This window comes from Halomonas sp. N3-2A (assembly GCF_002216165.1).
Classification (GTDB): domain Bacteria; phylum Pseudomonadota; class Gammaproteobacteria; order Pseudomonadales; family Halomonadaceae; genus Vreelandella.
This window is the reverse complement of the sequence record NZ_CP022286.1, coordinates 2,382,215-2,395,732: the sequence shown is the minus strand read 5'-3', so window position 1 is coordinate 2,395,732 and position 13,518 is coordinate 2,382,215. Positions and strand designations below refer to the sequence as shown.

General features: G+C 53.1%; 11 protein-coding genes. 5 read left to right on the top strand and 6 right to left on the bottom strand.

All coding sequences use genetic code 11. The features are described from left to right. Window positions 1-130: 130 nt before the first annotated feature. Together CEK60_RS11200 and CEK60_RS11195 are read left to right on the top strand one after the other, a co-directional pair. Window positions 131-952: an alpha/beta fold hydrolase gene (locus CEK60_RS11200; protein WP_089039096.1), complete on the top strand. Its 822-nt coding sequence runs from the start codon at window positions 131-133 to the stop codon at window positions 950-952. Between the two features lie 18 nt (window positions 953-970). Continuing rightward, complete coding sequence (locus CEK60_RS11195) at window positions 971-1,219, top strand: YkoF family thiamine/hydroxymethylpyrimidine-binding protein (RefSeq protein WP_089039095.1); 249 nt, start codon at window positions 971-973, stop codon at window positions 1,217-1,219. A 79-nt stretch (window positions 1,220-1,298) separates the two neighbouring features. Here CEK60_RS11195 and gabT read toward each other — a convergent pair whose 3' ends face one another. The 5 genes from gabT to csiR form a co-directional block, all read right to left on the bottom strand. Further along, on the bottom strand, window positions 1,299-2,573 hold the full coding sequence (gabT, locus tag CEK60_RS11190; RefSeq protein WP_089039094.1) for a 4-aminobutyrate--2-oxoglutarate transaminase: 1,275 nt from the start codon (window positions 2,571-2,573) through the stop codon (window positions 1,299-1,301). 241 nt (window positions 2,574-2,814) lie between these two features. Next, window positions 2,815-3,618 carry an EAL domain-containing protein gene (locus CEK60_RS11185; RefSeq protein ID WP_089039093.1) on the bottom strand — a complete coding sequence of 268 codons (804 nt, stop codon included), beginning with the start codon at window positions 3,616-3,618 and terminating at the stop codon, window positions 2,815-2,817. Between the two features lie 239 nt (window positions 3,619-3,857). Beyond that, the gene (locus tag CEK60_RS11180) at window positions 3,858-5,072 is read right to left on the bottom strand and encodes a CaiB/BaiF CoA transferase family protein (RefSeq protein WP_089039092.1); all 1,215 of its coding nucleotides are present in this window, start codon (window positions 5,070-5,072) and stop codon (window positions 3,858-3,860) included. A gap of 22 nt (window positions 5,073-5,094) precedes the next feature. After that, window positions 5,095-6,273 carry an acyl-CoA dehydrogenase gene (locus tag CEK60_RS11175; RefSeq protein WP_083001338.1) on the bottom strand — a complete coding sequence of 393 codons (1,179 nt, stop codon included), beginning with the start codon at window positions 6,271-6,273 and terminating at the stop codon, window positions 5,095-5,097. Between the two features lie 83 nt (window positions 6,274-6,356). Continuing rightward, window positions 6,357-7,046 (bottom strand): DNA-binding transcriptional regulator CsiR, encoded by a 690-nt coding sequence (csiR, locus tag CEK60_RS11170; protein WP_089039091.1) that lies wholly within the window; start codon window positions 7,044-7,046, stop codon window positions 6,357-6,359. A 262-nt stretch (window positions 7,047-7,308) separates the two neighbouring features. Between csiR and CEK60_RS11165 the strand changes: the two genes are divergently transcribed. From CEK60_RS11165 to CEK60_RS11155, 3 genes are read left to right on the top strand one after another with little or no spacing between them, the layout of a single operon-like run. Continuing rightward, a complete protein-coding gene (locus CEK60_RS11165) occupies window positions 7,309-8,268 on the top strand; it encodes a TAXI family TRAP transporter solute-binding subunit (protein ID WP_089039090.1) in 960 nt (319 codons plus the stop codon). A 44-nt stretch (window positions 8,269-8,312) separates the two neighbouring features. Continuing rightward, a complete protein-coding gene (locus CEK60_RS11160; RefSeq protein ID WP_089039089.1) occupies window positions 8,313-8,825 on the top strand; it encodes a DUF1850 domain-containing protein in 513 nt (170 codons plus the stop codon). Between the two features lie 33 nt (window positions 8,826-8,858). Continuing rightward, complete coding sequence (locus tag CEK60_RS11155; protein ID WP_089039088.1) at window positions 8,859-10,871, top strand: TRAP transporter permease; 2,013 nt, start codon at window positions 8,859-8,861, stop codon at window positions 10,869-10,871. A 79-nt stretch (window positions 10,872-10,950) separates the two neighbouring features. Here the strand turns inward: CEK60_RS11155 and CEK60_RS11150 are convergent, their stop codons facing one another. Further along, window positions 10,951-13,479, bottom strand: a complete 2,529-nt coding sequence (locus CEK60_RS11150; protein ID WP_089039087.1) for a penicillin-binding protein 1A — start codon at window positions 13,477-13,479, stop codon at window positions 10,951-10,953. Window positions 13,480-13,518: the final 39 nt, after the last annotated feature.

Here is a 13,518-nt window from a genome sequence, read left to right as displayed (position 1 = left end):
ACTTATGTCGATTGACGCTCATACAAAGGCGCGTTAAAACAGACGTATGATAGTTTGTCTACTTGCTAGCTAGTTAGCGTGGGTGCTGCTGCCACGCTGCTTTCCTGTCTTCCTACCTTGCGAGCTAACCATGTCTGCCCATGCCACCCAACGCCCTCGTTTAGTGTTTGCCCATGCGAATGGCTTTCCTGGCTTAAGCTATCGCACGCTGCTGGAACCACTGGCAGAGTCGTTTGACCTCCATCCGCTAGATCGATTGGGGCATCACCCGGATTACCCGGTGAACCATAACTGGGGCAATTTAGTCGATGAACTGTTGAGCTACTTGCCGGTTACAGACGCGCCGTTATTGGGTGTTGGTCACTCGTTAGGCGGTACGCTGATGGCCATGGCGGCAGATAAACAGCCAGAACGCTTCTGCGGCGTCATTATGCTTGACCCGCCGTTGATGCTGGGGCCGGATGCCTGGGTGATGAAAGCGGCGAAGCGATTTGGTTTTATGGACCGCATCACCCCTGCTGGTAAAACCCAGGGGCGGCGCAGTGTGTGGCCTAGCCGAGAAGCCATGGCTGACTCGCTGCGCCGCCGTGGGTTATTTCGCCGCTTTACCCCAGAGGCATTGAACGACTACATTGAAGCAGGCACGCGCTTGCTGGATGACGGTAGCGCTGAGCTAACCTTCGACCCAGGTATTGAGGTAGAGATATTTCGCCATCTGCCGGATCATCTATCGGGATTGCCACGTCGCGTCGGTGTGCCGATCCACCTGGTAGCAGGGCAGGAGTCGCATTTGCTCACCCCCACACGGGTCAAGCGGCTTCAGCGTCGTGGGTTAGCTATCAGTGAGGTTCCCGGTACTCATATGTTCCCTATGGAACATCCTGATGAGACACGGGCGGCTATATTGGCGGCATGGCAGAGCTTTTCACAGGGAGCCAGTAAGCGCGCATAAAGCGTATAAGGAGGCAGGATGTATCTTTCCGTACAGCTAAGCTATTACCCACTGGCCGATGATTTTAAGCCAGTGGTGAAAGAGGTGGTAAAACGTTTGGAAGCGACAGGATTAGAAGTTCACCCTAATCGAATGAGTACCCAGGTGTTCGGAGAGTTCGATGCGGTGATGACCGCTTTAAGCGATGTGATGAAGTGGTCGTTCGAGACTCACGGCAAAGCGGTCTTTACGGCTAATTTCCTCGAAGGCGACCGACGTCCTCGGTAAGAGACAGCCCTGACTAAGCGGGGTTAAGTAACTAAAACGCCGCCCGATTGGGCGGCGTCTATGTTGGCGCTAGTAACTGCTAAACCAGCGACTCCAAACAAGATTCGATAATATCCAGCCCTTCGTTGAGGACGCTGTCTTCAATCGTGACAGGCATCAAAAAGCGAATCGTATTGCCGTACATGCCGCAGGAGAGCAGGATCAACCCTTCCTCACGGGCTTTCTTACACAGCGCTGCGGCAAGTTCTGGATTGGGCGTGCGATCCGTTTTGTTCGAGACCAGTTCAAATGCCGCCATAGCGCCCATGTTGCGTACATTATCAATGCAGTCGAACTTGGTCTGCCACTCGCCAAAACGAGCCGCTAGCTTTTCACCCAGCGCTCGGCTTTTCTCAAGAATATTTTCCTCTTCGAAGACTTCCATCACGGCTAGTGCCGCGGCGCAGGCGGTAGGGCTGCCGGTATAGGTGCCGCCGAGCGAGTTGGGGCCTGAGGCGTCCATGACCTTGTCGGTGCCGACAATCGCAGAGATTGGCATACCGTCAGCCATACTTTTCGCCATGGTCATGATGTCCGGCTCAACGCCGCTGTGTTCAATGGCGAACATTTTGCCGGTTCGGCCAAAGCCAGACTGCACTTCGTCGATGATCATCAGCATGCCATGCTCATCGCAAATTTCGCGGATCTTCTCCAGGAAGCTTTTAGATGCAGGATAGAAACCACCTTCGCCAAGCACCGGCTCCAAGACAATCGCGGCGGTATCTTTTGGGTTGGCGTCGGTTTTCAGGGTCATTTTCAGACCACGAAGGGCTTCGTCTTCGCTGACGCCGTGGTAGGGCACCGGATAAGGAGCGCGGAAGACCGTGCCTGGCATCGGGCCAAAATCGGTTTGATAGGGAGCTACTTTGCCGTTCATGGCCATGGTGTAGAACGTTCGGCCGTGATAACCGCCGTCAAAACAAATGACGTTAGAGCGACCGGTGGCAGCGCGGGCAATTTTAACGGCATTTTCCAACGCTTCTGCACCGGAGTTAGCCAGCATTACTTTGGCGTGGCCGCGAACCGGTACGAGGTGGCTAAGTTTTTCAGCAACTTTTACATAGCCTTCATAAGGCATCACTGTTTGGCAGGTGTGCATGACCTTATCCAGCTGGGCTTTCACCGCAGCAACCACTTTAGGATGACGGTGGCCTACGTTCAAAACGCCAATACCGCCCGCGAAGTCGATAAAGCGATTGCCGTCGGCGTCCCAGATCTCAGCATTCTCAGCGCGATCTGCAAAAGCAGTGGCGGGGCTGGCGGCGCCCGCTGCGACATACTTCTGCTTCAGTTCGTTTAGCTCGGCGTTGCTCATGGCTCAACTCCTTTGGGTGTTGGATGGTGCCTGTGAGAAATGTGTAGTGTCACTGTTTATGTGACAGGTTCGGTCGTCATTGTTTCAAATTCGTTATATAGACGATAAAACGGGGGTAATGGGTAGTAGGTGACAGACAGCAGGTGACAGACAGTCGTTAAAAGACGCTGATTAAAAGATAGTAGTTAATGGAGAGTAGTTAAAAGATAATCGGTAATAGGCAGTAAGCAATAGGCTTGCATCAGTAGCTTGATGCTTCTAAGCCTGCGTACACCTCTTCTCTTAAGTCTAATAATTGCGAGGTTAGGTCTGGGCCTAAGGAATTAATAGCCGGCTTGGCGTAGAAAAAGCCTTGTTGACGAACAATGCCCGCCCGCGCTAGCCATAATGCTTCTTCGCGTGTTTCTACCCCTTCGGCAATGAGCGTCATGTTCAACTCTTTAGCTAGCAAAATGATGGAGTTGAGCAGCGCTTGGCGACGCGTATCATGGTCACAGTTCATCACCAGCTCGCGGTCGATTTTGAGCTTGTCCGGTGTTAGGTCAGTCAACAGATCCAGGTTGGCATAGCCATTGCCAAAGTCATCAAGGGCTGTTTTAAAGCCCATCTCGCGATAGGCTTCGATGATATTGCGCAGGTGCTGGCGGTCACGTACGCGTTCGGTTTCAGTGATTTCAAAAATTAGCCGCTCCATTGGCCATCCAACGCGTCGAGAAATATCAAGCGTTGCTTGAATGCAGGCTTCCGGTTCGTAGACAGCATTGGGTAAAAAGTTGATTGATAACGCCGTTGGCATATTCAAAGCGCTTGCCATCTCAATCGCTTTAACGCGACAAGCTTGATCAAACCGATACAGTAGGCCGTCAGTCACCTGAGAGATAACGCTCCAGGCAGATTCGCCATTAACCCCTCTGACAAGCGCCTCATGTGTCACCACGCGAGCAAGTGACACGTCTACAATCGGTTGAAAGGCCATAGTGAAATCAAAAGGAAGGTCCCCCTCGCATCGTTTGCAGCTACCGTCTACCCGTGCGCAGTGACCCATGAAATCCCCCTATAGCAGTGCGCCAAGTTACTCGCTGGCCAATCTACGTTAGCCGTTGCCGGTTAATTTAAAATTTTTTTTAACTATCTAATCATAGACGAAGTCAGTTTAGTCGCTTGTGAACTTTTCGTATAGGTTTTGTATAGAAATTGATAGGTGCGCCGTAGCGACAAAAAAGCGCCCAGGCGGGCGCTAAGATGAATCGTTAAGTAGATATGAAAAAAGGAGAATAACGAGCGTTAAATAATGCCAGCTTGTTGCAGTGCGTGGCGCTGTTCGCTGGTAATGCCAAGCTCGTCAAGCACCTGCTGCGTGTGCTCACCCAGTGAGGGTGGGGGAGTCTGAGCGCTGATGGACTCGCCGTTGATACGGATAGGGTTCGCGACTAAATCGACGTGACCGGCTTGGCTGTGGGGAAGCGTTTGCTTCAAGCCACGTGCTTTGACATGGGGGTCGTCGAAGACGCGATCCAAGGTGTTGATTGGCCCGCTAGGCACACCGGCGGCTTCAAAGGCAGCCAGCCATTCATCAGTTTTCTGCGTTAGTAATACAGCCTCCAGTAGAGGAGCCAATACAGTGCGGTGCTGCACCCGTGCGCCGTTGGTGGCGAACCGTGGGTCCAGCGGCAACGTTGGCTGATCGATCACTTGGCAGAAACGCTTAAACTGCTCGTCATTACCGACGGCAACAATCATATGGCCATCGGCAGTGGCAAATGCTTGGTAGGGAACGATATTGGGATGTGCATTCCCCAGCCGCTGAGGCACTTGACCGGAGGTTAAGTAGTTGAGCGCTTGGTTCGCCAGTACGCCCACCTGCACGTCCATCAACGCCATATCAATATGACATCCAACGTTGCTATCGCGGCGCTGGTAAAGCGCTGCCAGCACGGCATTGGCGGCATATAGGCCGGTGAAAATATCGGTAAAGGCAACGCCGATTTTGACGGGGCCACCGCCGGGTTCATGATCAGGCTTGCCAGTCAGGCTCATAATGCCGCCCATTGCCTGAATCATGAAGTCGTAACCGGCGCGGTGTGCGTAAGGGCTTTCCTGGCCAAAGCCGGTGATTGAACAGTAGATAAGCCGAGGATTCAGTGCCTTCAGGCTCTCATAGTCCAGACCGTACTTTTTCAAACCGCCCACTTTGAAGTTTTCAAGTAACACATCGGAGGTGGCGACGAGCTGCTTAATCAATGCCTGGCCTTCAGGCTTGGCCATATCGACGGTGACCGAGCGTTTGCCCCGGTTGGCGCAGAGGTAGTAGGCCGACTCTGAACTGCCAGAGAGCCATGGAGGGCCCCAGTGGCGAGTATCATCGCCGCTGACGGGGCGCTCTACCTTGATCACATCAGCCCCCATGTCTGCGAGCATTTGCCCGCACCACGGGCCAGCCAGTACACGTGAAATATCGAGTACTTTGATGCCTGCTAGTGGCTTGGCTGCTGTGCTCATTAAGTGCCTCACTTGTCGCTATTTAGAAAAATGCCTGAATACCGGTCTGGGCACGGCCCAAGATTAAGGCATGTACATCGTGAGTGCCTTCGTAGGTGTTTACCGATTCCAAGTTCACCATATGACGAATAACGCCGTACTCATCGGAAACGCCGTTGCCGCCGTGCATGTCGCGAGACTGGCGAGCGATATCCAGCGCTTTACCGCAGTTATTGCGTTTGATGAGTGAGACCATTTCCGGTGCCCAATTGCCGCTATCCATCAGGCGACCTACCTGTAGTGCTGCCTGTAAGCCCAGGGTGATCTCGGTTTGCATGTCTGCGAGTTTCTTCTGGATCAACTGATTTGCAGCCAGCGGGCGGCCAAACTGTTTGCGGTCTAAGGTGTATTGGCGTGCGGCATGCCAACAGAACTCAGCGGTGCCCATAACGCCCCAGGCAATGCCATAACGCGCTTTATTCAAGCAACCGAAAGGTCCTTTTAAACCGCTAACGTTAGGCAATAGGTTTTCTTCAGGGACAAAGGCATTGTCCAGTACGATTTCACCGGTGATGGAGGCGCGAAGTGACACCTTGCCTTCAATTTTGGGTGTGCTGAAGCCTTCGGTACCGCGCTCAACAATAAAGCCTTTGATTTGATTGTCGTGGGCGGCGGACTTTGCCCAAACCACCGCAATATCGGCAATCGGGCTGTTGGTAATCCACATTTTGGCACCGGTTAAGCGGTAGCCGCCGTCAACTTTTTCTGCCCGAGTGATCATTGAACCAGGGTCTGAGCCATGGTCAGGTTCGGTTAAACCAAAACAGCCGACCATTTCTCCGCTGGCGAGCTTAGGTAAATATTTATGCTTCTGCTCTTCAGAGCCATAGGCTTCAATCGGGTACATCACCAGTGATGACTGCACGCTCATGGCTGAGCGGTAGCCTGAATCAACGCGCTCTACTTCGCGGGCAATCAGTCCGTAGGCCACATGGTTCACGCCTGAGCCGCCATATTCCGGGGCAACAGTGGCACCCAGCAGGCCAAGCTCACCCATCTCGCTCATGATCTCACGATCAAAGCGCTCTTCACGAAAAGCACTCAGCACGCGTGGCTGCAGGTTTTCCTGGCAGTAGTCGTGAGCGGCATCACGAATTTGGCGCTCTTCATCGGTGAGTTGGTGTTCGAGCAGCAGCGGGTCGTCCCAGTTGAAGCGGGTCATGGCGTGAACTCCTACGTAGTCATTTTGATACGATCCAATGTATCGTCGTTTTATTGAAATATCTACATTTTAAAATAAACAATTTAATTGATCCCTCGTTCCTCGAGAACACGGGTAATAATCGGGACCGGTGTCATTAAGTGATCACGCATGAGGTTGGCCGCTTGCTCTGTATCACGAGCCAGGATGACGTCTACCAAGGCGGCATGCTCTTGTCTTTTGATTTCAAGTGCCTGGGGGGACATCACCGTTTCCTGCAACCACAGGTGGCGGTAGCGTTCTACCTGATCAAACAGCGTGTCGCGCATCTGTAACAGGTGTGGCGAGTTGCAGCCGCTAGCAATGGCGGTATGAAATGCTTTATGGCGCAAATCCCAGCCATCAAGCAGCTCATCGGGGGAGCTGACCTCGGTCACTTTAGCTAGCCGATGAGCGGTGGCGAGGACGTTGGCTTCCCAGTCGTCGTCGCCGCGCTCAATGGCCAGGCGCAAAATCAGGCCTTCTAACTGAGCGCGTGCGTCGTAAATATCGTTCAGCTCGGCCAGCGACATGGGGGCAACGCGATAGCCACGTTGGCTAATCGCAATCACCAAGCGGTCGGCAACTAATTGGGAAAGCGCTTCGCGTAGAGGACCGGTACTGGCGCCGTAATACTCCTTGAGGCGGCTCATTAAAAGCTTCTCTTCAGGCGCATAACGGCCGCGAATGATGTCGTGCTTCAGGGCGCGATAGGCACTGATGGCTAGGTTCGGGCGCGGCGCATCGTGCTCCATGATATCTCCTTAGGCCAACGTTGGGCGTGGCGATCTGCATTAACTAATCGCTATTATCAATAAATTTTAGACATTTAGCACAGGTAACGACATTTATACGGATGCCATCGGCGAATAGCGTTGCATTAGCATCTCACGCTAAAGCCGTGCTAACGTCATTGCACCGCGTTTGCTTGCCGTTTACGGTAACCAGAGGCTGGGACTTCACACCTCCTTATCGTCAACCATACTTATAAGTCCAAACAGGACGGAGGAACCGCTTATGCGAACTCTAAAATATACAGTGGCAGCATCCTTGTTGGCTGTTGCACTTCCAGCCAGTGCGCAACAGCTTTCAATCGCGACCGGCGGTACCGGCGGGGTTTATTATCCGATCGGCGGTGGCTTCGCTGAAATGATTAATAACCATATTGAAGGCGCTCAGGCGACGGCTGAGGTTACTGGTGCCTCAGTTGAAAATATGGGGCTGATTATGCGTGGCGACGCCGATTTGGCGCTAGCGCTGGCCGACACGGTCTATCAGGCTTATAACGGCAGCGGCGACTTTGACGGTCGTCAGATTGAAAATACCCGTGCTCTGGCCTCTGTTTACCCGAATGCGGTGCAGTTGGTAACGCTGGCTGAGTCGGATATCGAGACCATCGCTGACCTGGCTGGGAAACGCGTTTCCGTGGGTGCACCAGGCAGTGGCACCGAGCTAAATGCGCGTGCCGTTTTGGAAGCCAACGGCATTAGTTATGAAGATTTTACCCCTCAGCGGCTTAATTTTAACGAAACCGCAGATGCCATTCGTGATGGTGATATCGACGCCGGTTTCTGGAGCGTTGGTCCTCCCACCAGTTCTATTCTTAACCTTGCCGCTACCCGTGATATCCGCTTAATTGGCCTCTCCGATGAAGAAGTTGCCAATGCACAGGAAGCGGAGGCAGTGTTCGCCCCCTACGAGCTGGCAGCGGGTATGTATGACGGTATGGACGAGTCTGTTCAGACTATCGGTGTTCCTAACGTCTTGGTGGTGAATTCTGATATGGACGAAGAGCTTGCTTACCAACTGACTCAGCTACTGTTTGAAAACACCGATGAGCTGATTGCTGTTCACCCGGCCGCCAACGACACCACTATTGAGTTCACCATGAACTCTACGCCTGTGCCGTTGCACCCGGGGGCAATTCGCTACTTTGAAGAAGTAGGAGCGGATATTCCTGATCGTCTGCGCCCTTAACGGTTAAAGGGTCTTGCCATAGACATTGCCATAAGGATATTGCCATGCAGTGGCAACAACGACTGATGGCGCTACTTTTTGCATGTCTACCGCTCACCGAAGTGGGGGCTTCCCCCGCTTCGGTGAATGCGTCTATGCGTTTAGCTGTAGTGACTGAACAAGGCGATGTTCTAGTGGATGCGCTGGTGCCTTCAGAAGGGCGCTGGTGTATCCAGTGGCGACACTCTGTTGAGCACTTTACGGTACTGGATTGTTATCGTAATGCGGCAGGCGTTATGCAACTTGAGCGTAGTCATCAACCAGACTTTGCCGCAGGGCTTGGTCATATCTTTGGCCGTGGGGAACAAGTCTCAGATGGTGAGGGCGGTTATTGGATTAATGCTATTAATGAGCCCGTAGCAAATAACCGTTATGCATTAAGAGTCGGTTCTCCTGCCGTCAATCATCAAGTGGTGTGGCCGAATGGTGAGCATTCACCGGTGAGTTTAAGTGAGTACGCAGCCGGGCAACGTGTGATTATCCAATTATTATCACCTAGCACCGCTCCGCGTGAATAAAAACGATAGTAGTTAACGCTTCCGAGGACGTTCATGAACGAATCCACTCCACCGCCGGTTGTGATGCCCGGCGCGAATGCGATGCAGCCCCGCATGGTTCTGTGGTGTATCACCGTGGTTGCGGTGGGGCTTTCACTCTTCCAGCTCTATTCTGCTGGTATCCAGCCCCTTGGGCTTTTCTATCAGCGCAGTATTCACTTAGCGTTGATTATGCTGCTGGCATTTTTGATGTTTCCTGTGTTTGGGCCAACGCGCAAACGTGGAGTGCTGGGGTGGGGCATTGATCTAATTTTCTTTGCTGGGGCTTTGACTACCGGTGGCTATCTGGTGCTCTTTTTGGATGAGATTATCAATCGAGCCGGCTTCTGGAGTGACACCGATATTTTAGTGGCCTGTATTGCGACGGTTACCGTGTTGGAAGCAAGTCGTCGAGCCGTTGGGTTTGGCATGACGGTGATCGGCCTACTTGCCATTATCTACGCATTTGCAGGGCCTAGGGGCGAACTGCCATGGCTAGGCGAATGGATGCCCGGCATTTTAGAGCATCGTGGCTATACCTTGGAGCGCGTCGCAGGGCAGCTCTATTTAGGACAAGAAGGCATCTTTGGTTTGCCTTTGGGAGTTGCGGCGACCTACATCTTTATATTTGTACTCTTTGGTGCCTTTTTGGAAAGCACTGGCGCAGGCAAGTTTTTTATTGATATGGCCTATGCGGCCACTGGCCGCCAGCGGGGCGGCCCTGCGAAAGCTGCCGTGCTGGCTTCAGCCGGTATGGGCTCTATTTCGGGTAGTGCGATTGCCAACGTGGTGACCACCGGGGCATTTACCATTCCGCTGATGAAAAAGCTGGGCTATCAGCCAAAGCAGGCGGGAGGAATAGAAGCAGCCGCCTCTACCGGTGGGCAAATTATGCCGCCTTTAATGGGGGCCGGGGCGTTTTTAATTGCGGAATATACCAACACGCCCTATTTGGAAATCGTGAAAGTCAGCATTCTGCCGGCGATTATGTACTTTGCAACGGTGTATCTATTTGTCCATATCATTGCATTGAAGCAGGGAATGCAGGGATTGGCGAAAAGCGAGCTGCCGCAAATGCGCCAAGTCATGAAAGATGGCTGGCACTTCCTGCTTCCTCTAGCGGTACTAGTGTGGCTGCTAGCGATGAGTATGTCGCCAATGCGCGTGGGGTATTACGCCGTGGTCACCATCATCGCTGTGGCGGTTCTTCGCTATGCGCTTTGGTACTTCTTTATTGCTCCCAAGCAAGGTCAGCCGGTCACCATGAGCCGCACCAAAGGTGTGGTGTGGGCGGGGCTCGTTAAGTTGGTTCAGGGGTTGGAGCTGGGTGCGCGGAATGCCGTTGCGGTTTCTATGGCTTGTGCCGTGGCGGGGATTATTGTCGGCGTTGTGGGCCTGACAGGGCTAGGGTTGAAGTTTTCCTCAATGATGCTGGCTTTTTCTGGCGGCAACCTAGTGTTGGCGTTGGTGATGGTGCTGCTGGCAAGCTTGATTTTGGGGATGGGACTGCCGGTTACCGCGAGCTATATTGTCTTGATCGTACTGGTGGGCCCAGCGTTGACCGCTGAGTTTGGAGTGCCGCTACTGATTGCTCACTTAGTGGTGTTCTGGTACTCCCAAGATTCCAATGTGACACCGCCTATCGCCCTGGCCGGTTTTGCGGGGGCCGCAATTGCAGGCAGTAAACCCATGGAGACTGGCTTCCAAGCTTGGAAATTTGCCAAAGGTCTCTATTTAATTCCGCTATTTATGGTGTTTAATCCCGAAATCATTGTCGGTGGCCCCGTGCCCGTGGTGGTTTGGAATGCGCTGATTGCTATTTTGGCACTGTGTGCATTTGCTGCCGCGCTTGAAGGTTATCTGTTTGCCAAGATGTCTTGGTTGCCGCGTTTGGCGATTGGCGCTGCTATTTTCGGGGTTTTCTACCCAAATCTACTAACGGAAATTGCGGGCGTGGTGGTGATGATTGCCGCGATTGGTGCCAACTGGTTTGCCAGCAAGCGAGAACGTCTGCCGATGGACGGCTAATCGTAGGGCGTTAATGTACGCCATAAAAAAAGCCCGGAGACCATTAGGTCTCCGGGCTTTTGCTTTGTGCAGGTACGGCTTAGAAAATGGACTCTGCGGTACCAGACCCCTGCGAGCCACTGGCTTCTTCCAGTTCACGACTAATGCGACGTTGCTGGTAGCCGGGAAGATGGTCACGGTGGAAGAGCTCAGAAATGCCCCCTGACTGACCATCCGCCAAGCGGTATCCGGTGGAGGGGTCTACCCGTGCGCTAACAACAGTATCCGGGCGTTCGGGTATCGCTGAAGGGGTGCCTTCTAGTGCATCGCCCATAAAGTCAACCCAGATAGGTAGTGCTGCGTTAGAGCCATATTCAGCGGTGGACTCGTTGCTATCTTTGCCTACCCATACTGTGGTCACTAAGTCGCTGTTAAAGCCTGCGAACCAGGCATCACGCTGGTTATTGGTGGTGCCCGTTTTGCCGACGATATCGTCGCGGTTCAGGCTAAGAGCACCACGACCGGTGCCAGACGTAATGACGTCACGCAGCATGTCGCGCAGAATATAGACAGCAGCAGGGTCAGCGACCCGAGCAGCTACAGGGTACTCCTTGCCGTCGATTTCAACTGTTTCCTGCCCCTCAGCGCAGCTAGGGCAGGCAACCTGAGGTGTTGCTTCATCGACAAGTTCCTCATCATCGTTACGCGTGACGCGTTCAATAAACCATGGCGCGACCTGAAAACCACCGTTGGCAAGAACAGAATACGCGTTGGTCATTTCCATGGGCGTTAAACTGGCGCTGCCCAAGGCGAGAGACAGCCCGCGTGGTAGGCGATCGGGGGAGAAGCCAAATCCTTCTAGGTAGCGAATAGTATGGTCCAACCCCGTGGCTTGAAGCACACGAATGGTGACCAAGTTACGCGAACGAGCAAGCGCTGTTCGCAAGCGCATCGGGCCTAGGAAATCACGGCTTGAATTGACTGGGCGCCATAATGAATTACTACCGTCATCTAATACGACGGGGGAATCATTGACCACGCTTGCTGCGTTCATACCGCCGTCTTCTAGGGCTGCCAGATAGATGAACGGTTTAAAGATGGAGCCGGATTGACGCTGAGCCTGGATAGCACGGTTGAACTTACTGGCATTAAAATCAAACCCGCCTTGTAAGGCTAAAATAGCGCCAGTGCGTGGATCTTGTGCAACCAAAGAGCCTTCGGCGTCGGGGCGCTGCGACAAGCGTAGCGATCCATCTTCGTTTTCAATCACGCGGACTAAGTCGCCGCGAACAGCAATTTGATCCGCGCTACTTGGTTCGGCACCACGACTGCGTGGGCTCAAATAGGGGCGTGCCCAGTTTAGGCCGCTCCAGGCAATCGTTTGCAGTTCGCCACCGCGAGTAAGTACCTGCATTTCACGGCCACTGCTCTCAACCACAATCGCTGGCTGAAGCAGGCCATAGTTGGGCGTGCGCTCTAATACCTGCAGCCAGTTGCTGACGTCACCATCGACACCCTCAACTTGTGTTTGGCTACGCTCAGCTGCTTGGCGAGCGGTTTGACGAATTTCCGGTGATTCTGAAAGTTCCTCTTCAAGCCCTTGAGTAGCGGTTTGCTCTTGAGCTTCTACCAAGCTGGCTGCGATATCTTGCTGTTCTGAACCGCGCCAGCCATGGCGAAGGTCGTAAGCCAGCAGGCCATTTGCTAATGCTTGGTGGGCATAGGGCTGCATTTCGCTATCAATCGTGGTGTAAATTCGGTAGCCACCGGTATACGCCTTATCGCCAAATCGTTCGATGGCATATTGGCGAGCCATTTCTGAAACATAAGCCGCGTCGACTTCAGTTTGGGTGTAGTGCCGGCGGGCTGTCACCGGCTCCTGCACCGCCGCTAGATAAGCATCATTATCAATATGTCCTAGCTCGCGCATGCGAAACAGAATCCAGTTGCGGCGAATAAGCGAGCGTTCTGAATTAGCCAGTGGGTTAAAGGCTGAGGGTGCTTTAGGCAGTCCCGCGATCATTGCCGTTTGAGCCAGCGTTAATTCCGCCAATGGCTTGTCATAATAAGTCTCTGATGCGGCTGCGATGCCATAGGCGCGATGACCGAGAAATATCTTGTTGACGTAGAGCTCGAAGATTTCATCTTTATCAAGAATCTGCTCCATTTGTAGGGCAAGCAGAATCTCGCGAATTTTCCGCGTGAATGTCTGGTCAAGCGTCAACATATAGTTACGCGCAACCTGCATGGTAATGGTCGAGCCGCCAGACTGAATGGAGCCGCCACTCTGGACCAGTTCAACCGCCGCCCTGGCGATACCACGAGGATCAACGCCTGCATGATCAAAGTAACTGGCATCTTCCGCTGCGATCAGCGCGTTGATCATGTCCTGTGGGATATCAGCGAAGTCGACGGGCATACGGCGCTCTTCGCCAAATTCACCAATGAGTTTGCCATCATTGGTGAAGATGCGAAGCGGTGTATGTAGCTCGAAATCTTGCAACTGGCGTACATCAGGCAGGCCAGGGGAAAAATAGATAGCGGCACCCACCACTGCCAACACGGTGGCGCCAATGAGCGCAACGATTAGCGAAAAAAGTGACAGGATGAGGGTTCGAAAAAACGTCATGAACAGAGTGCACCCGTGAAAAGGAGAATAGACACGGTA